At 61.0% G+C, this 19,830-nt stretch carries 14 protein-coding genes, 1 tRNA gene and 1 pseudogene; 6 read left to right on the top strand and 10 right to left on the bottom strand.

Going from position 1 to position 19,830, the window contains the following annotated elements; all coding sequences use genetic code 11:
- Positions 1–100: 100 nt before the first annotated feature.
- From FO488_RS18735 to ahcY, 3 genes are all read left to right on the top strand, one after another.
- A complete protein-coding gene (locus tag FO488_RS18735; RefSeq protein ID WP_149211957.1) occupies positions 101–1,189 on the top strand; it encodes a nitronate monooxygenase family protein in 1,089 nt (362 codons plus the stop codon).
- 330 nt (positions 1,190–1,519) lie between these two features.
- On the top strand, positions 1,520–2,431 hold the full coding sequence (locus FO488_RS18740) for a metalloregulator ArsR/SmtB family transcription factor (RefSeq protein ID WP_149211958.1): 912 nt from the start codon (positions 1,520–1,522) through the stop codon (positions 2,429–2,431).
- 82 nt (positions 2,432–2,513) lie between these two features.
- Entirely contained in the window at positions 2,514–3,908 is a 1,395-nt protein-coding gene (ahcY, locus tag FO488_RS18745) for an adenosylhomocysteinase (RefSeq protein ID WP_149211959.1), read from the top strand.
- A gap of 90 nt (positions 3,909–3,998) precedes the next feature.
- Here the strand turns inward: ahcY and FO488_RS18750 are convergent, their stop codons facing one another.
- From FO488_RS18750 to FO488_RS18760, 3 genes are all read right to left on the bottom strand, one after another.
- Positions 3,999–4,637, bottom strand: coding sequence for an OmpH family outer membrane protein (locus tag FO488_RS18750; protein WP_168206103.1), 639 nt, complete (start codon positions 4,635–4,637; stop codon positions 3,999–4,001).
- 112 nt (positions 4,638–4,749) lie between these two features.
- A complete protein-coding gene (locus tag FO488_RS18755; protein ID WP_149211961.1) occupies positions 4,750–5,994 on the bottom strand; it encodes an HD domain-containing phosphohydrolase in 1,245 nt (414 codons plus the stop codon).
- A 129-nt stretch (positions 5,995–6,123) separates the two neighbouring features.
- Positions 6,124–6,210, bottom strand: a tRNA-Leu gene (locus tag FO488_RS18760).
- Between the two features lie 134 nt (positions 6,211–6,344).
- Between FO488_RS18760 and FO488_RS18765 the strand changes: the two genes are divergently transcribed.
- Both FO488_RS18765 and FO488_RS18770 read left to right on the top strand, forming a co-directional pair.
- Entirely contained in the window at positions 6,345–8,837 is a 2,493-nt protein-coding gene (locus tag FO488_RS18765) for a TIGR03960 family B12-binding radical SAM protein (protein ID WP_149211962.1), read from the top strand.
- Positions 8,838–8,873: 36 nt separating this feature from the next.
- Positions 8,874–10,397: an Rne/Rng family ribonuclease gene (locus tag FO488_RS18770; protein ID WP_149211963.1), complete on the top strand. Its 1,524-nt coding sequence runs from the start codon at positions 8,874–8,876 to the stop codon at positions 10,395–10,397.
- 82 nt (positions 10,398–10,479) lie between these two features.
- Here FO488_RS18770 and FO488_RS18775 read toward each other — a convergent pair whose 3' ends face one another.
- The 5 genes and pseudogenes from FO488_RS18775 to FO488_RS18790 all read right to left on the bottom strand — a co-directional run bounded on the left by FO488_RS18775 (position 10,480) and on the right by FO488_RS18790 (position 14,679).
- Entirely contained in the window at positions 10,480–10,668 is a 189-nt protein-coding gene (locus FO488_RS18775) for a ribbon-helix-helix protein, CopG family (RefSeq protein ID WP_149211964.1), read from the bottom strand.
- 202 nt (positions 10,669–10,870) lie between these two features.
- Positions 10,871–13,170 (bottom strand): annotated as a pseudogene (locus FO488_RS18780) (sigma 54-interacting transcriptional regulator).
- A 456-nt stretch (positions 13,171–13,626) separates the two neighbouring features.
- Positions 13,627–14,115: a ferritin family protein gene (locus FO488_RS18785; RefSeq protein WP_168206104.1), complete on the bottom strand. Its 489-nt coding sequence runs from the start codon at positions 14,113–14,115 to the stop codon at positions 13,627–13,629.
- Between the two features lie 47 nt (positions 14,116–14,162).
- Entirely contained in the window at positions 14,163–14,321 is a 159-nt protein-coding gene (locus tag FO488_RS19555; RefSeq protein WP_168206105.1) for a hypothetical protein, read from the bottom strand.
- 64 nt (positions 14,322–14,385) lie between these two features.
- Positions 14,386–14,679 carry a DUF1540 domain-containing protein gene (locus FO488_RS18790; RefSeq protein ID WP_149211966.1) on the bottom strand — a complete coding sequence of 98 codons (294 nt, stop codon included), beginning with the start codon at positions 14,677–14,679 and terminating at the stop codon, positions 14,386–14,388.
- A gap of 453 nt (positions 14,680–15,132) precedes the next feature.
- Here FO488_RS18790 and FO488_RS18795 point away from each other — a divergent pair, with 453 nt between their 5' ends.
- On the top strand, positions 15,133–16,578 hold the full coding sequence (locus tag FO488_RS18795; RefSeq protein ID WP_149211967.1) for a sigma-54 dependent transcriptional regulator: 1,446 nt from the start codon (positions 15,133–15,135) through the stop codon (positions 16,576–16,578).
- Between the two features lie 118 nt (positions 16,579–16,696).
- Here FO488_RS18795 and FO488_RS18800 read toward each other — a convergent pair whose 3' ends face one another.
- Together FO488_RS18800 and FO488_RS18805 are read right to left on the bottom strand one after the other, a co-directional pair.
- On the bottom strand, positions 16,697–18,775 hold the full coding sequence (locus tag FO488_RS18800) for a multicopper oxidase family protein (RefSeq protein WP_240732057.1): 2,079 nt from the start codon (positions 18,773–18,775) through the stop codon (positions 16,697–16,699).
- A gap of 153 nt (positions 18,776–18,928) precedes the next feature.
- The gene (locus FO488_RS18805; RefSeq protein ID WP_149211969.1) at positions 18,929–19,816 is read right to left on the bottom strand and encodes a PEP-CTERM sorting domain-containing protein; all 888 of its coding nucleotides are present in this window, start codon (positions 19,814–19,816) and stop codon (positions 18,929–18,931) included.
- Positions 19,817–19,830: the final 14 nt, after the last annotated feature.

Below are 19,830 nucleotides of genomic sequence, written 5' to 3' on the forward strand. Positions count from 1 at the left end.
GGCCACACTTGTCGGCCGCTTTTACAAAACTATTACAATCGTCCAATTCGATCCCTTGTATGATAACTCCAAAGATGTCCGAGTCTCTTTGGAGGAAAATATGGCGCAGTCGTTGACGATAGGAAAATACACCGTACCGTATCCGATTATCCAGGGAGGCATGGGGGTGCGCATCTCCGCCGGCCGCCTGGCCGGCACCGTGGCCAAGTGCGGCGGCATCGGGCTGGTTGCTGCGGCGGGCATCGGCCTGGGCAGCGGTTTTTACAACGGCAGGAATTTTTTCCAGGCCGATGCCGAGGGCTTCAAGGCAGAGATCCGCAAGGCCTATGAGATCGCCCCGAACGGGGTCATCGGTGTCAACGTCATGGTGGCGCTGTCCGATTTCGAGCAGCTCGTCAAGGCTGCCGTGGAGGCGGGCGCCAAGGTGATCGTCTGCGGCGCGGGGCTCCCCATGAGCCTGCCGGAGCTGACCGCCGAGCATCCCGATGTGGCCCTGGTGCCGATCGTTTCCTCCCTGCGGGCGGCCCAGCTCATTGCCCGCAAATGGCTGAAGGCCTATGATCGCCTGCCGGATGCGGTGGTGGTGGAAGACCCGGATACCGCCGGCGGCCACCTGGGCGAAAAAATGGAAAATATCGGTACCGGCGAGTATGATCAGTACGCCACCGTCCGCCAGGTCAGGGCCTTTTTCCGCGACGAATGCGGCGTCGAGGTCCCGGTGATCGCCGCCGGCGGCGTGTGGGACCGGGGCGACCTGGAGCATGCCCTGGCGGAAGGCGCCGACGGCGTGCAGATGGCCAGCCGTTTTGTCTGCACCGAAGAGTGCGATGCCGACGATGCCTTCAAACAGGCCTACCTCCGCTGCACCAAGGAGGACATCGGGCTGATCATGAGCCCGGCCGGCCTGCCGGGGCGCGCCATCCTGAACAACAAGGACGATATCCGCCGCTACGATGTGGAGAACAGCACCCCCTGCCGCATGGGCTGCCTGAAGAAATGCTCCTACAAGGAAACCGGCGAGCGTTTCTGCATCGTCTCCTCCCTGGACCGCGCCCAGCGGGGTGCGGTGGACACCGGCCTGGTATTCTGCGGCACCAATGCCTGGAAAGCCGACCGCATCACCACCGTGCAGGAGATCTTCGACGAACTGTTCGGCGAGGCGGAAGAGGCGCTGCAGGAAGCGGCCTGATTCCCGAGAGTACACCAAACAAAATATACGCACAGACCGCGGCCTGCCGGTGCTCCATCCGGCGGGCCGTTTCCGTCCGACCCGCCAGCGACGGGCCGGCCACGGAACCACAAGGGCGCAGAGGGCAAGCACCATGAAGGCTTTGGCCAATCCGGGACTCTTCTCCCGCCGGTGCACTCTTTCTCTCCTGTCGCCTCGGCGCCCTGTGGCTCCGGGGCAACTATTCCTCCCCAATTGATGATCCCCCTCCCCGTTTTTCTTGACCATCACCCCAGGCGATGTTATATAAAGAAAAGTTGATTTAATAAAATTGACAATTGCGATATTGATATGCTCGATACCCTCAAAGCCCTTGCCGACCCTTCCCGGCTCCGCCTGGTGGCGGTACTCCTGCATGGCGAATTTACCGTCCAGGAACTGACCCGTATCCTGGCCATGGGGCAGTCGCGCATCTCCCGGCACCTGAAGATCCTGACCGAGGCCGGTGTGCTGGCGGTCAAACACCAGGGGACCTGGAGCTACTACCGGGCGGGCGAGGTGAACCGCTTTTTCAACGCCATCCGGCCGGCCTTCGAGGGGGAACTGGGCGGCCTGCCCGAACGGGGGCGCGACCTGTCCGCAGTGGCGGAGGTGCTGGAGGAGCGCCGCCGGCGCAGCCAGGAGTTCTTCGACCGTCACGCCCGCCAGTGGGACGACCTGGCCCGGACGCTCCTGCCGGTCCCGGAGTACCGTCGGCACCTGCTTGAACTTGTGCCCGACGATGGTACCGTTTTAGAGATCGGCACCGGTACCGGCGGACTGCTGGTCGAGCTGGCGACGCGGGCGGCGCGGGTGATCGGCGTGGACCATTCCCCGGCCATGCTGGAGGAGGCCCGCCGCCGGCTGGCGCACCGCGGAGCGGGCGGCATCGAGCTGCGTCTGGGGGAGATGACCCACCTGCCGCTGCCCGACGCGTCGGTGGGATGTGTGGTGGCGAACATGGTGCTGCACCATGCCGCCAACCCGGCGGCCGTACTGGGCGAAATCAGGCGGGTGCTGGCCCTCGGCGGGGTCCTGGTGCTGGCCGATCTCGCCCGCCATGAACGGGAGGCGGCCCGGGAGCAGTTGGCCGACCAGTGGCTGGGGTTTGAGGATGCGGAGCTGGCCGCGTGGCTTGCGGCGGCGGGCTTTGCCCATGTCCGTAGCGAGAGGATCGAAGGAACGCCCGGGCAGGAGGCGGTGCTGGTGGTGAGGGCATCGTGACAACGCCGGGAAAGGCTTGCCGCCGGCGGGGCGGCATCGAAGAGAGAAGCACCGACTACACCAGATAAAGGAGAGTAAACAGATGGCACAGGATTTTATCGTCGCAGACCTTGCCCTGGCCGATTGGGGCCGCAAGGAGATCAAGATTGCCGAAACCGAGATGCCGGGCCTCATGGCCATCCGCGAGGAGTATGCCGCGGCCAGGCCGCTCAAGGGCGCCCGCATTACCGGCTCGCTGCACATGACCATCCAGACCGCCGTGCTGATCGAGACCCTGGTTGCCCTGGGCGCCGAGGTGCGCTGGGCCTCCTGCAACATCTTCTCGACCCAGGACCACGCCGCCGCCGCCATTGCCGCCGCCGGCGTGCCGGTCTTCGCCGTCAAGGGCGAAACCCTGGAGCAGTACTGGGACTACACCCACCGGATCTTCGAGTGGCCCGACGGCGGCTTCTCCAACATGATCCTGGACGACGGGGGGGACGCCACCCTGCTGCTGCACCTGGGTACACGGGCCGAGCAGGATGCCGGCGTGCTGGATAACCCCGGTTCCGAGGAGGAAACCATCCTCTTTGCCGCCATCAGGAAAAAGCTGGCCACCGATCCGGCCTGGTACTCCACCCGCATCGCCCGGATCCAGGGCGTGACCGAGGAAACCACCACCGGCGTGCACCGCCTCTACCAGATGCACGAGCGGGGTGAGCTGCGCTTCCCGGCCATCAACGTCAACGACTCGGTGACCAAGTCCAAGTTCGACAACCTCTACGGTTGTCGGGAATCCCTGGTGGACGGCATCAAGCGCGCCACCGACGTGATGGTCGCCGGCAAGGTGGCCCTGATCTGCGGCTACGGCGACGTGGGCAAAGGCTCGGCCCAGGCCATGCGGGCGCTGTCGGCCCAGGTATGGGTGACCGAGGTCGATCCGATCTGCGCGTTGCAGGCCGCCATGGAGGGGTACCGCGTGGTGACCATGGAGTACGCCGCCGACAAGGCCGACATCTTCGTCACCTGCACCGGCAACTACCACGTCATCACCCATGACCACATGGCCCGCATGAAGGATCAGGCCATCGTCTGCAACATCGGCCACTTCGACAACGAGATCGAGGTCGCCGCCCTGGAGAAATACCAGTGGGAAGAGATCAAGCCCCAGGTGGATCACGTCATCTTCCCGGACGGCAAGCGCATCATCCTGCTGGCCAAGGGGCGCCTGGTCAACCTGGGCTGCGCCACCGGCCACCCCAGCTATGTGATGAGCTCGTCCTTCGCCAACCAGACCATCGCCCAGATCGAGATCTTCACCAATCCGGGCAAATACCCGGTGGGGGTCTACACCCTGCCCAAGCACCTGGACGAAAAGGTGGCCCGCCTGCAGCTCAAGAAGCTCAATGCCCAGTTGACGGTGCTGAGCGACGAACAGGCCGCATACATCGGGGTGAAGAAGGAAGGCCCCTACAAGGCGGAGCATTACCGGTATTGATCCGGTCCGGCAAGGGGATTGACCAGCAAAAACGAAACGGGGCGGCATCGCATGATGCCGCCCCGTTTCGTTTCGTGTGCCGCGGAAAAGCTACTTCTTTTTGGCCGCTGCGTCCATTGCCGCGATAAGCGCGTCGGTCACGTCCTGGGCGTCCACGTCGCTGCCCACATAGAGCAGCTGCTTTTTGATGATGATAACGGCAAAGCCGTTGGCCTTGCCGTAGGCGGCGGCAGCCCGTTCGGTTTCATCGTAGAGCGCCTTGGTCTCCTTTTCCTGCAGGGAGAACAGCTCCTCTTCAAGTTGTTTGCCGAGCTTCTGGAATTCTTCCACCTTCTTCTGGAACTCCTTCTCCTTGGCGGCGCGCTGCGCCGGGGAGAGGCTGGGGAGCTTGGCCTGGATGCCGGCGCGCAGTTTGTCCAACTGCTTCCGTTTGCCGTCGATCCTGGTCTGGAGTTTATCCTTCTTTTCCTGGAGTTTGGCCTGGACCGCCTTGCCCTGCGCGGTTTCGTCGCCGATACGGGTCAGGTCGACGGACCCCAGCTTGGTGCTCTGGCGGGCCGTGGCGCCGTCGGACGGTTTCTTTTCCGGCGCGGTCGTTGCGGGGGTGGTAGGGGCGGGTGCTGCCACGGCAGGCTTTGTGTCGGCCGGGGTCGGATCGGCGGCGGCTGCCAGGCCCGGGAGGCTTGCGGCAAGGGCAGCGACGAGAAGTGTTTTTAACAGGGTGGTCATAACGGCTCCATTTCGATTGGGGGTAGTGATGCTACCGCCCCAGCATAAAAGGATTGGCGCCGCGAGGCAACACAATTTCCCGCCCCAGGGAGGGCGCGCCGCCAGCGCATCGTCAGTTGAGGACCTCCATGTAGATGTCGAACGCGGTCTTCTGATACAGGGCCCTGATGTCGTTGATTTCGTCATAGGCCGATACCAGCGTCGAGGTGACATAGGGGTCCAGGTGGGTGCCGGTGAGGCTGTTCAGGGTGCTGATGGTATCGCGCTTGCACATCCCCTTGCGGTAGGGGCGGTCCTCGGAAAGGGCCGTAAAGATATCGGCGACCGCCAGGACCCGGGACCCCAAAGAGAGCTCGCTGTCCGTGCGCCTGAAGGGGTAGCCGCTGCCGTCCAGCTTCTCGTGGTGCTCGCATGCCCATTTGACGACATTCTCCATGCCCCGAACCTTTCTGAGCGCGGCGAAGGTGATGTAGGAGTGGGACCTCATGACCGCCATTTCCTCCCTGTTCAGGCCCGCCGGCTTGTAGAGTATCTCGGCCGGGACGGAAAGCTTGCCGAGGTCGTGCAGGTGGCCGGCGATTTCAAAGAGGATGCCTTCGGCGCTGCTGAAGCCTATTTTGCGGCTGACCGCCTGCGCCACCCGGGCGACGCCGATGGAGTGGGTCGCCGTAAACCGGCACTTGTAGTCGATGATGTTGGAGATGAGGCGGGAAAACTCGTAAAGTTCGTCAATGCCGATATCGATGGAAGAAGAGCGGATCGAACTGTTGACCAGATATTTCACGTCGTTGCTGGTGACGTCGAGCCAGAACGAATCCCGCTGGGCCAGTTCATGGAATACGGCCACGATATCGGGGTGGAATACGGTGTCGGCATGTTCCCTGACCGTTTCCAGAATGTCCCGGGAGTGCAGGAGGATGTTGCCGTTGACCGCGGAAAGCGTGGCAACGCGATCCGCCAGGTGGATGATGTGGCTGGCGAACGGTACGGGGCGGCCGTCTCTGGCGCCGGCTCCCTCGCCATGTTTCCAGGGAGTGTGGTGAAACCGGACTATTTCCGAGATCTCGATGAAGGTGAGGCCCTTGAGGAGTTTCGAGCCGATCTCGGCATGGTTGTTCGCCGATGTGTCGAATTCGAAGCGCGCGATCGAGTTCGCCTCACCGGCGGTAAAGACCCCGCAGTCGTGGAGCAGGGCGGCATAGATCATCTTTTCGATGTCGTTGTTGCCCATGCCGAGCATGGTGCCGATCCGCATGGAGATGTAGGCGACCTTGCCGTGGTGCTCGGACAGGTTGCTGTTGATCATGTCCAGGGCGTTTGAAACCGATTCGATGAGATCCCATACCATTATCTTCATAGTGCTTCCCTTGCGGATCGGATACCCGCGCTGTTTGCCGGTGCCAACCGGGAGACGCCCGGCCGGCGTTAACGCCGCTTGAAAACGGAAAAGGCTTTGCAGAAGTCTGCAAAGCCTTAATTCCTTAACTGGTGCCGAAGACTGGAATCGAACCAGCACTCCCTTGCGAGAACCAGAACCTGAATCTGGCGCGTCTACCAATTCCGCCACTTCGGCAACTAGAATCTCTTCTTTACCATTAATGGCAGGCCGATGCAAGAAAAAAATGGCTATTTCCCTTGCCATCATCCCTTCCGATTTGGTACAGTCCCTTGCCTTATCATCACATTCTCAAGGATTGTCTTCCATTTATGAATCTCCTTGCCGTTGAAAAGCCCGCCCGTTACATGGGGGGAGAGATGGGCTCCATTCGCAAGGATGAGGCCGAACTGCGTTTTGCCCTGGCCTTCCCGGACGTCTATGAAGTGGGCATGAGCCACCTGGGGCTGCGGATTCTGTACCACGTCCTCAATGAAGTGGAGGGGATTGCCGCGGAACGCGTCTATGCCCCGTGGCCGGACATGGAGTCCCAGATGGAGGCCGCCGGCGCCCCCCTGGCGACCCTGGAAAGCGCCACGCCGCTGGCGAAGTGCGATATCGTCGGTTTTACCCTGCAGTACGAGCTCTCCTATACCAATATCCTCAATATGCTGCGCCTGGCCGGCATACCGCTTTTGGCCGGCGAGCGCCCCGATGCCTTCCCGCTGGTCATCGCCGGCGGCCCCTGCGCCTATAACCCCGAGCCGCTTGCCCCCTTCTTCGACGCCTTCCTGCTGGGCGACGGTGAAGAGGCGGTGCTGGAGATCGCCGAGGCGGTGCGCCGGGCAAAGCGCGCAGGCCTGGGGAAGGCGGCGCTCCTGGAACGCCTGGCCGCCATCGAGGGGGTGTACGTCCCCTCGTATTTCGAGCCCCGGTACCATCCGGACGGGAGCATCGCGGAGATTGTCCCGCTCAGGCCCGGCATGGGGCGCGTGCGCCGTCGTTTTCTCGCCGACCTTGATGCCGCCCCCTATCCCGCTGCGCCGGTCGTCCCCTTCATGAAGACCGTCCACGACCGGGTGGCGGTGGAGATCGCCCGGGGCTGCACCCGCGGCTGCCGCTTCTGCCAGGCCGGCTATATCTACCGGCCGGTGCGCGAGCGTTCGCCGGCAACCGTCTTCGATCTGGTGGAAAAATCCCTGGGGGCCACCGGTTACGACGAGGTGTCGCTCCTGTCGCTCTCCTCGGGGGATTATTCCTGCATCGCCCCGCTTTTGGCCGGGTTGATGGAGCGCTACGCCCGTGACCGGGTGGCGGTTTCCCTGCCGTCGCTCAGGGTCGGGACCCTTACCGAAGGGTTGATCGCCGAAATCAGGAAGGTGCGCAAGACCGGCTTCACCCTGGCGCCGGAGGCGGGCAGCGAGCGGATGCGGGGCGTGATCAACAAGGGGATTACCGAGGCGGGCCTCCTGGAGGGGGCGGCCAACGTCTACCGGGCCGGGTGGCGGCTCATCAAGCTCTATTTCATGATCGGCCTGCCGGGGGAGACCCTGGATGACGTGCTGGCGATCGCCGCACTGGCGCGCCGGGTCAAGGACCAGGCCAAGGGAGCGGGCGTTTCGGGCGAGGTCAACGTATCGGTCAGCAGTTTCGTCCCCAAGGCCCATACCCCGTTCCAGTGGGAACCGCAGATCTCCCAGGAGGAGATCAGGGAGCGGCAGGGGCTGCTGCGTGGCGAACTGAAGCGGCGCAAGCTCAATTTCAAGTGGCAGGATGCCCCGCTGTCCTTCATGGAGGGGGTCTTTGCCCGGGGCGACCGGCGGCTGGCGCCGGTGCTGGCGCGGGCGGTGGAGCTGGGCTGCCGTTTTGACGGCTGGGGGGAGCACTTTTCCGTGGAGCGGTGGCACCAGGCTTTCGTCGACTGCGGCATCCAGCCCGAATGGTACTTGCGGCGCCGGTCCCTGGATGAGGTCCTGCCGTGGGACCATCTGGACTGCGGCGTTACGCGGGAGTTCTTGCTGGCGGAGCGGGAGCGAGCCTTTGCCGGGGCCGCCGCGACCGAGGATTGCCGCAACGGCCGGTGCAGCGCCTGCGGCGTCTGCGATTTCAGCGTCGTGGCGCCGCGGCTTTCGCCCCATGACGCAGGCGTGCCGGCCCCTGCCGCTGCGCCTGTGGGTGAGCCGGTGCCGGCGCGGATACGGCTGCGCTTTGCCAAGACCGGCGCCATGAGCTTCCTGAGCCATCTGGAGCTTATTACCGTATTCACGCGCGCCGTCAGCCGGGCCGGGGTGCCGATCCTTTTTTCCCACGGTTTCCACCCCCATCCCAAATTCTCCTTTGCCACCGCCACCTCGGTTGGTATAGAATCCCAGGCGGAGTACATGGATATGGTGGTGGCGGCCGGCTGTGAAGCGGCTGAGGTGCAGCGCAGGCTGAACGGCGTCCTCCCCGGCGGGCTGCGGATTCTGGACGCGGAACGGGTGGACGTGAAATCACCGTCCCTTTCGGCCCAGATGATCGCCACGCATTATCGTATAACCTTCAATAGCGCGCCCTGCGACGATCTGTCCCAAAAAAGTGAGCGCTTTCTGGCACACGACAGTTTCGTCATTCAACGGATTAAAAAGGGTGAGCGTCAAACCATTGATCTGCGGTCGGAAACCGTGTCGCTCATTGCCGGGCCCGACTCCCTGGATCTGGTTGCCGGTCGGGGCAAGCCGGTGGAATACGCCCGCGCCATCACCGGCAACGATGCGCTCGCCATGGACGACCTGCGGGTTGAGAAGCTCGACGTCGTTTTTGCCGCACCGCCGCCACGGGACTGATTTTCGAATACATTTCAGATAGACGGAGACACAGATATGGGAGCAGAACTGGTCATCAACGCCGCCTCCCACGAAACGCGCATCGCGATGATAGAAAACGGCACCATTGCCGAACTTTATATCGAGCGCAGCCGCGAAAGAGGGATTGTCGGCAACATCTACAAGGGGCGGGTCATCAGGGTGCTGCCCGGAATGCAGGCCGCCTTCGTGGACATCGGCCTGGAAAAGGCGGCATTTCTCTATGTGGCTGATGTCTTTGACGCCATCGAGGAGTATGAGTCGCTTCTGGACGAGGGCAAGAAGGAGCATGAGCCGAGCGGCGAACAGCCGGAATCCGCCCATCCCGATTACAAGCCGCTGCACCCCATCGAAGAGCTGCTCCAGGAGGGGCAGGAGCTGCTGGTCCAGATTTCCAAGGAGCCGATCGGCACCAAGGGCGCGCGCATCACCTCCCACATCTCCCTGCCGGGCCGCCACCTGGTGTACATGCCGACGGTGGACCATGTGGGCATTTCCCGCCGTATCGAGGACGAGGCCGAACGGGAGCGCCTGCGTGAAATCGTCGACCGCCTCAAACAGAGCGGTTCGGGGTACATCGTCAGGACGGTTTCGGAGGGGAAGAGCGAAGAGGACCTGCTGTCGGACATGCAGTACCTCTCCACCCTGTGGGCCGAGATCGCCAAGCGCAAGGAAAAGGCTTCGGCCCCTTCGCTGGTCCACTCCGACCTGGATGTGGTCCAGAAGGTGGTGCGCGACATCGTCACCGAGCAGGTGGACCGGATCATCGTGGATTCGAAGCCGGATTTCGACCGGATCGTCCAGTTCATTTCCACCTTCATGCCCAAGATGAAGTATTCCATCGAGCTGTACGACGACGAAGAGCCGATCTTCGACCATTTCGGGCTGGAGGTCGAGATCAGCCGGGCGCTGGGCAGAAAAGTCTGGCTGAAGAGCGGCGGCTACATCATCATCGAGCAGACCGAGGCGCTGACCGCCGTGGACGTGAACACCGGCCGCTTCGTGGGCAAGCACAACCTGGAGGACACCATCCTCAAGACCAATCTTGAGGCGGTCAAGGAAATCTCCTACCAGTTGCGGCTGCGCAACATCGGCGGCATCATCATCATCGATTTCATCGACATGGAGAAAGAGGTCAACCGGGACAAGGTCTTCGCCGCGCTGGAGGAGGCCCTCAAGGGGGACAAGTCGAAGAGCAACATCCTCAAGATCTCCGAGCTGGGCCTGGTGGAGATGACCCGCAAGCGGGTGCGGGAAAGCATCGGCCGGATGATGTGCGAACCGTGTCCGTACTGCGAAGGGCGCGGCTACATCAAGTCGAAGATCACGGTATGCCATGAGATCTTTCGGGAGTTGCGCCGCGAAATGCTGGATATCAAGGGGACCAAGGCCACGGTGTCGGTCCATCCCCAGGTGGCGGACCTGCTCTACGATGAGGAGCGGCGGGGGTTGGAAGAGCTGGAAAAGCGCTTCAAGAAACGGATTACCGTGCGGGCCAAGCCCGGTTTTCACCAGGAGCAGTTCGAGATCCTGATAAACTGACCGGCTGCGGCCATTGGTGGACGACAAAAGGCGGGGGCCAATGCCCCCGCCTTTTGTCGTGTCGTCTACCTGTGGAAAAGGCTTAGGCGGCCTTCTGCTTCAGGCTGGTCTGCTGATCATACTGGGCCGAGAAGTATTCCATGGCCTCGCGCATGATGTCGGATACGCTTTTTTTGGTCTTGCTCATCAGGTTTTCCAGATGCTCGCGCTCCTCGTCGCTGATACGCATCGAAATGACATTGTAACGCGGATTCTCTCTCATTCTGCCCATGGTTTGCTCCCTCCGTTTTTTATGTGGTGTGATATGACGAGCTCAAGTTAGTGCTCACATTACTGCCATATCTATGCCAAGACGGAGTATACATTAAATATAATAGTAATATCAGTATGTTGTTTGTTTAGGCCGAATCGTTCGTCCGCGGTTTTGGAAAAAAGCGTGCACAAAGTGGCGCACATATGGTCAAAAGTATACACTATTCCGGGGGGGGCTGTTCCGCTGACTTTGTCCGCACCCGCTGGACGATTTCCAGGCCGTGCTTTTCCAGGAGGCGGTAAAAGGTCCGGCGGGGGATGTTGGCCATCCGGGCCGCCTTGGCCACGTTGCCGCCGGTTTCTTCCAGATAGCGCTGGATCAGGTTCTTTTCGGTGCGGCTGATGTGCAGTTCCCGTTCCGCCTTGAACGAGGCGTGACGGCGGTTGACCTCCCCGTTGCTGCACCGTTCGTAGGTGTCGGCAAAGACGGTGGGGAGGTTTTCCAACCTGATGATCGTGCCTTTGGTGAGGACCGAGGAGCGCTCGATGACGTTTTGCATCTCGCGGATATTGCCGGGCCAGGGGTAGTGCTGCATGGCCTTGACGGCCCGGTCCTCGATCCCGGCGATGTTCTTGTTCAGCTTTTTGCGGGCCTTGTCCAGGAAGTGCTCGGCCAGGCTCGGGATGGAATCCTGCCGGTTGCGCAGCGGCGGCAGGTGGATGTTGAAGACGTTCAGACGGTAGTACAGGTCCTCGCGGAACCACCCTTCGTGCACGCCCAGTTCCAGGTCCTTGTTGGTGGCCGCGATCAGGCGCACATCCACCTTTTTGGGCGCAGCCCCCCCACCGGCCGCACCTCGCCCAGGTCGAGAACCCGCAGGAGCTCCGCCTGCAGTTTGGGGGTGATGTCCCCGATCTCGTCCAGGAAGATGGTGCCGCCGTTGGCGGCTTCGAAGAGCCCCTTCTTGTCCCCGATGGCCCCGGTGAAGGCCCCTTTCTTGTGGCCGAACAGTTCGCTCTCCAGCAGCGAATCGGTGATGGTCGTGCAGTTGACCGTAACCAGCGGCTTGTCGTTGCGCAGGCTCAGGCGATGGATGGCCCGGGCCGTCAACTCCTTGCCGGTGCCGGTCTCCCCCCTGATGAGGACCGTGGTCGGCGTCGGCCCCACCTGGCGGATCAGTTCCAGCACCTCCTGGATCTTGCTGTCGTTCCCCACGATCGGGTCGTCGCCCAGCTGCCGGTCCAGTTCGCGCCGGATCAGTTCGTACTTCTGCATCAACCGCCCCCGGTCGTCCTCGACCTGCTGCAAATTGTGGGGGAGGCACATCTCGATGTCCGCCAGCCCCTGGAAGACCGCCACGGCGTGTTCCCGGCAGGTGTTGTAGCCGCAGGCGCGGCAATTGAGCTCGTCGCTTTGCGTGAACTTGTTGGTGGAGTGCAGGATGCGCTTGATGTCGTCTTTGCCCGGGCTCGGCAGCCGGCACGACTTGTCCGAGTAGGGGCGCATCAGGTCCGGCAGGGCCTCCGCGGCGCGGTAGTGGGGCGCCGTTTTGTAGGGGAGCGTGCTGCCGTTGTAGTTGACGATCAGCTTGCGCTTGTAGAAATGGTTGAGGGTCCGGTCCCGGGCCGGGCCATCGACGCAGCCGCCGTCGCAGAGCCGTAAATCCACGAAGGATGGGGTGATCCGGCCGGCAGCCAGGTCGCGGATGATGTCGATGGCGTGGTTTTCCCCCTCGGCGGAGATGATCTCCGTATCGAGAAAATCCGGTTCCACCTCGAACACCTTGAACGGGCCGCCGGTAAGGGTGAAGATGCGCGCGTTGTCCGGGTCGAGCCCGTCGAAGGGCGCTTCCACCAGGGATGCGGGGTTGATGCCGCGGCTCTTGAAGAATTTGTCGATCTCGTGGTAGGTGAGAACCACATCGATGACGCTGGACGATTCAGCCGCCTGCACCTCGAATTTTCCGGCAATGCAGGTGCTGATGTAGACGACCTTGGTCTCCTTGCCGAGGACCCCCTTGATGAAGCGCCCCATGGCGATCATGGGGGAGACGACCCCCGCCAGGTTCGGGATCAGTTTGGGGTAATGGCGTTCGATCAGGCTGACCACCGCCGGGCAGTGGGAGGAGATCAGGGGGCGGTCGGTCTGCCGGAGCACCTGCTTGTAGGCGTCGGCGATCATGCGGGCGCCGTAGGCCCCCTCATGCACCTCGCGGAAGCCGAGATTTTTCAGGGCCGCCACCAACTGTCCGGGGGTGATGGCGTGGAAGAATGCCGGGAACGAGCACCCCAGCACGGCCACGACGGGTGCACCCGACGTCAGCAGCTCCTGGGTCTGCCCCATCCTGTCCACCACGGCCTTTGCCTGTTGCGGGCAGCTCAGGCAATTGCCGCAGCCGATGCAGCGGTCGTACATGATCTGGGCAAACCCGTTGTCTACCTTGATGGCCTTGACCGGGCAACTGCGTACGCACGAATAACAGAGCCGGCAGCGCTCCTTGAAGGTGATGATCGGTTCCATGGCGGGATCCTTGGGATTTTGTGGAATGATGTTGGAAAAATGATACACTGAAAAATACATGTGTGCAAGTAGTGACACATATGTGATGATTTTTTTACACGTCATTGTACCGGTGGTTCCTGGGCAACCGTTTCCCCACCCCGGAGGGATACGAGCGGGCGTTCCGTTTCCCGGACCGTATCCGCGCCCGCGTGCCGGTCTTCAAGAAGACCGGTTTGGAACCTTTATGGGTGATCTGCGCATTTGCCGACGTTTTCAAACACGAAAGCCGCCCATTGCTGAGCGGCTTCCCCCTTTTCCCCTCTCCCCATGCCCTGCAAACGTCCAACAACGCAGGAAAACGAACCTGGGATTGCCGGCCGCCACCACTGCATCCGGCCATGGCAGGTAGCGGTATCCTGCTCCCCGCTTTCATGGGGCAATTCTTCTTTGTGCCGAACCTTCGACCTTCCCTGCCTACTCGCGGACAAAGGTGTCCTGGTCTGAAGCGTCGACCATCCCCATGACGCGCAGATACTCGGCATTGACCAGTTCGAAGTGCTTGCAGGTTTGCTCCAGGGCCTCCTGGAAGATATCGCGCAATTGTGGGTCCCGGAGGGCCATGGTGATGGCCGAGTAGCGTTCGATGCAGGAAGCCTCCTCCCGCAACGAAATTTCGAGGGCATCCTTCTCATTGACGTCCAGTACTGCCGACAGGTCGGCAGCACCATAATCGGGTGGCTCACCATCCTCCGGGCGGTCAAGCAGCTTCAGCAGGTCGAAGCCGCTGCCCGGATATACCTTGATGAATGCGTCCAGATGGCCTGCCTCTTCATCGGCCAGAAGCTCGAAAACCTTCCTGGTTCTGCCGTCTTTTACCACCGTGGCCATATTCCGGTAGAAGTCGTAGCTTTGTTTCTCGATACGTATCGCCGTGTGGAACGCTTCCGTTACAAAAATGTCCATGCGCATCCCTCCTGGAATCTGGAGACAACAAGGCGTTATCCATCTGCTCAACCACCCGGTTCCGCCAGGCAGCCCGGAAAGCCCACATGCATCGATTGGTTGGCGGAGCCGCCACCGAGGCTCCACTGCGGTTGTTCAAAAATGACATCGAATGGTTTTGGTACGGAATAACGATAGAACAGTTCTTCCTGTGCCACGTACGGCATGTTCAGCCTCCTGTCGGCAGGTATTCCCCGGTGAACCGGCAAAGTCGCTTTTTGCCGTGCCTCGTTATCTGGCCGAATACGTCATACAGTCGGGATGGCTGTTGTTCATGTCGACGGCAATGGCTCCGGCGGTGCATCCCCGGTCGGTATTGTGGGAGCAGGTGGATGCCTCGCATGCCCCTACCACGCCCCTGATGCCCTGCAGCCCCCCCTTTTGCGTGCTGTGCAGGAAGGTGCTGCACTGCGGGCTATCCCCGAATCCGCCGACGGTTATGGCCATGGTGCTGCAGGAGCTGTCCCTGTTGTAGGAACAGTCCGTTGCGTGGCATGAAGCCACGTGCGACATCTCTTTCATCATGGTTTTTCTCCTTCCGGGCGCCTGTGCCCCCTTGAGACCCGACTGCATTGAGGCATGCCTTTGTGTGATGGCTGGACATGTATAAGCATGAAAAGGGCCAATCTGGTCTTTTGATATTTATAGTGCACTTTCGGAGTGTTATGGGTATTTGGCCAGGCTGCGCCACCATGATAAGATGCAATATATGTTTATTGAAAATTGCGTGAGTCGGCTGGCGCAGAGATAGCCACCCATCTGGCGGGTACAAATGGTTTGTTGCATCGTGCAACCGGTGTTGCCTTTTCACGACAAGTCGATCCGGCGGCCATGGGCAACCATAAATGCTCTATCTGCTTGTTTTTGTGAAAAACCTTGGTATTGTGTTTGTTAGTGTATACAAACAATTTCATGGCTATTGGCCATGGCAGGTAGTGCCCGCGCCATGTCCGGCGCCACTTTGCCAGGGAGAACAGCATGCAGCCCAGCGATTTCAACGCCTGCCCCATAATGCTCGTGGATGATGAGACAAGCGCCCTGTCGGTATTGCAAACGCTCCTTTCCCATGCCGGCCTCACCAACGTGGTGACGTTTGACGACAGTCAGATGGCCCTGGAGTATTTCGAAAAGGAAGAAGCGGCCGTGGTGGTCATGGATTTGATGATGCCGAAGCTGCACGGCAGGTACCTTCTGGATGCCTTCCTGCAGGCAAAACCGCATATTCCGGTCATCATTGTCACGGGAGAAGGCCAGGTGGAGTCGGCCATCGACTGCATGAAGGCTGGTGCCGTCGATTATCTGGTAAAGCCGATCGAAATCAAGCGTTTCGTGGCCGGTGTCAAGAGAGCGCTGGAGTTGCGGGCGCTCAACGAAGACATCATGCTTCTCGACAAGTGGGCGGGTACGGTGGGTGGCATGCCCCTGCCGCGCATCGGCTCCATCATCACCCAGAACAAGGAGATGATGACCCAACTGCGCTATGCCGAGGTCGTATCCAAATCCCGGCAGCCGGTGCTGATATCCGGGGAAACCGGCGTGGGGAAAGAGCTTTTCGCCAATGCGGTCCATACCCTGAGCGGTCTGCCCGGCAGTTTTATCTGCGTCAACATCGCCGGCCTGGACGACCAGATGTTTTCCGACACGCTGTTCGGCCATTGCAAAGGCGCCTACACCGGTGCACACAACGACCGGGAGGGGCTGATCATGAAGGCCGCCGACGGCACCATCTTCCTTGACGAGATCGGCGACCTGAATGAGTACTCCCAGATCAAACTGCTCAGGCTGCTTCAGGAGAACGAATACTATCCCCTCGGCTCGGACACCGCGATCAAAAGCCATGCCCGCCTCGTGGTTGCCACAAACCGCAATCTGCGCCAGTGCGTGAATGAGGGGACCTTTCGCAAAGACCTTTATTATCGCCTCAGTACGCATCAGATCTTCATCCCGCCTCTCAGGGACCGCCCGGACGACATCCCGCTCCTGCTGGGGCATTTCATAAAGGAGGCGGCCCGCGTCATGGGGAAAGACCGCCTTTCCTACCGCAAGGAGTTGCTGAACCTGCTCAAGAGCTATGACTTCCCCGGCAATGTGCGTGAATTGCAATCCATGGTGTTTGATTTTGTCAGCAGGACCGCGACATCGCGGCTCTCCACCCTGCTTTTCAAAAAAATCATCGAACGGGAGAAGAGCCTGGGCCGCCCCTCCAAAGAGGGAGAAAATAGAGAGGGAGCGGTGGGTTTCAACAGCGTTTTTTTCTCCACCTTTCCCACCATCAGGCATGCGGAACAGGTCCTGATCGACAAGGCGCTGGCCATTGCCAACGGCAATCAGGGGATTGCCGCCCAACTGCTGGGAGTGACCCGCCAGGCATTGAACAACCGCCTGAGGAGGGCAAAAGGCACCGCCCCGCCTGCCCGGCAGTGATGCTTGCCGGCGCCGCCGGTTGCGCACCCGGTGGAACCGGGAAGATGCGCCAGGCGATGGACGCCAAAAAGGGCTCCGAGCGGAGCCCTTTTTGCTGTTGATTTGCAAGGTGCCAGGCTCAAACGACCACGAGCGGCCTCATCATGTCGTGTTCCTCGTGTTCGAGGATATGGCAGTGCCAGACATATTCCTTCCCACTCACTCCCAACATCGGATTCAGGCTGTCCGGGACACTGAACGGCAACCCTGTCGGGAGGTCGAACCTCATCAATATCCTCGTTACCGTGCCGGGATTCATGCGCGCGGTTTCTTTCCACCCGGCCTCGTTCGGGTCCGGGCCGACGGCGGGTCCGGTGAAGACGGTATTGCCCGCCATATACTGCGCCACGTCAAAGGGCTGCCGATTGAGAATCTGGAAATTGACCAGATGGAGATGGATCGGGTGGGTGTCGCCGGTGAGGTTGTAAATCTCCCACACCTCGCTGGTACCTGAATTGACGACTTCCGAAGCCATATCCATGTACGCCTGGCCGACTCCCCGCACCGCCAGGGCGTCCGTTCCCAGCCTCTGCAGAAGGCGGCCCCATGCATCGAAATTCTCATTGAGGGTCAGGCGCCGCGGCGTCCCTCCCGGAGGCGTGAGGAACGGATCGATGCCAAGGGACAGGTCGGTATTCGTGGTAATGGCAAGCGGCAGGTCGGCGCCGGTAGCCGCTTTGACCTTAAAGCGCATGAGAATGCGCGTGTTGGGCCCGAACCCGGGACTCGTCAACCCGTTGACCGGATTTCCCGTTTTGTTGAAGCCCGGGAAGTAGTCGTTACGCGGGTCACCCATGGGGAACGGAGCGGGCGCGTCACTGTAAAGGATGATGTTCTTTCCGACATAGTTGCTGAAGTCGAGGATCAGGTCGGCCCGTTCGGCCGGCGCCATGATGAGTGAACCACTCATTGTGAGCGGGTTGAACGGCACATTGGTGGGGACAAGCGTCGGCTTCGGCAGGAAGCCGGCTTCGGCGGCGATCTGCAATATGGCCGGTTGATTCTGGGCACCATCGACAAAAGGCGCGTTTTTCGGAATGCCCGTAACGGGGTCCAGGGTTATCCCGTCAGGGCTGCCGTCGTCCACATAGAGCTGCAGGTTCATGAACCGGGCCTGACAGGCATTGAGGACCCGCAGACGATAACGGCGCGCTTCCACCTCGGCTTCCGGGAAGACCGTGCCGTTGACGAGCATGGTGTCGCCGAACATCTCGGGGATGATCGACGGGTTGGGGAGAGTGAGGGGGCTGTAGGTCCTGCGCCAGCGGTTCCGCTCGTAAACGTGGGGATACCAGAGGCTCCCGGGTGTCGTCGCAGCCGGGGAAACCACAGAGCTCCATGTCGGGTCCACAAGTTTGATGTTGGCGCCGACAAAGATCTTGTCCTGGAAAACGAGTGGCAGTTCCTGGATTACGTGCCCGTTCACGACCGAATCCTCGATGAACGGCGGCAGCCCCATGTTCAGGAGACCGATCTCAAAGTCGTCCCGGATAATATAGGCCGTGGCGATCCCCGAGTAGGCATTCGTCCGGGTGACGTCATGGGCGTGGTCGTGGTACCAGAGCAGCCGGGCGCTTTGGTTGTTCGGGTAATAGTATTCGGCCTGCCCGGGCAGGAGTCCGGGATTCAGAATCTTGTAGAGATTGGTTGCCCCATTTGCTATCGACGAGCCATAGTCACCCTTGGGATCGAAATAGGTCATGGGCCCGCCATCGCTGATCCAGGGGACGAAGCCGCCGTGAAGGTGCACCGTGACACGGTTCACGCTGCGGGCCGCATCGGGGAATATGGAACTCGTATCTACCGGGATGATGCCCTTTGCCGGAAGTTTATTGGTAACCGTCAGCTGGGTCGGCACCCCCTTTTTTGCTACGATGATGCCGCCGAGGTGTTTCTGCGGCTGACTCCCCCCCAAAGGCGTGACCGGGTTATATCCCCACAGGGTCGTTGGGCCGAGGGTGGGGCAGACGCCGCTATCCTGAAACTGGTTGATATCGATGGCGTAGTGGGCCGCACCCGTCACCGCCGAGACTCCATCCGACGCCGCCACCGGTATCCCCCCCGGCCCAACGCCGCGCAATCCGGTTTTATAGAGCGGGATTTTGTTGGAAGGGCTCTGATAGAACGCCAGGGCTTCGCCGCTTCCCAACCATTTCATGGGCAATGGCATCAACATTGCTCCCGTTGCCAAGCCGCTCACCTGTAAAAATTTCCTTCTACTGATCTTTTTCATAAGGGAATCCTCCTTTTTCTCCCTGGCGGGAGGATGTAGAAATGCCGAAAGCCTCGATTTACGCGGAATAAAATGGTCCTAGCAGCCTGTTGACATGCCTTTGCGCCGACGGTAGAGCAGTATGCCGAGGAGGCCGCCGCCAAAGAGAATGATGGCGGACGGTTCGGGAACAGAAGTGACCTCGGCCAGGGTACCTGCCGTTGCGGTCAGGGTCCACGTTTGACCGCCGAAAACATCGATGGTGCCGAAGAGATCGCCAAGGGTTGTAAGGCCGGTAAGCGAGTCCACGGTTCCGAGCATGAGCACATCCTGGCCAAACATGCGAAGCGGGTTGGTCACCCTGACCTGGTAGTTTTTGCTGGAACCATCGCTCAAGAGGAAATCGAGCCACGCCTCCGCCCTCGCTGTGTAGGTAGTCGTGTCGTCGGGAAAGAGCATGAAGTTGTAGAGCCCCAGAGCTCCGAGGGTCATGGTCCCGGCGCCGGAACCATTGACCGTGAAGGTCTGGGTGTAATTCGCCGTGTCGGTGGCGGTCACCGTTCCACCAAGCAGCGACGAGACGTTGCTGTTTCCCAGCACGACAAAGTCGGAGGCCAGGGGATTGGCGAGCGGGTCGGGGTTTGCGGCGGCAGGCGCCGCGGAGACCAGCGTGCCGAGGTAAGCGAATTGGGTCCCGGCCACGTCGGAATACGTGGTGGAAAGCGGCCCGACGCTGCCGTCAACACCGGTCGTGAAGGAGCCGGCTCCCGTGGCGCTGTCGTTCGCCACCAGGCTTCCGTTGCTGTAAATGCTCCCCGATGCGCTTGTGGCGATGTCGCCGAAGGTAATCCCCAGGGACGAGCTTATGGTGATCGTGTCTATCTGAGCCTCGGTAGCGAGTGACACCCCCCATGACGCCGATACCTGCGCCAGCATACCCAACAAGCAGAGGTTGAAAACAACAAAGAGCTTACGTTCCTTTTTCATGGCCGACTCCTCCT

Origin of the sequence: Geobacter sp. FeAm09, from assembly GCF_008330225.1 — a bacterium.
In the GTDB taxonomy this organism is placed as follows: domain Bacteria; phylum Desulfobacterota; class Desulfuromonadia; order Geobacterales; family Pseudopelobacteraceae; genus Oryzomonas.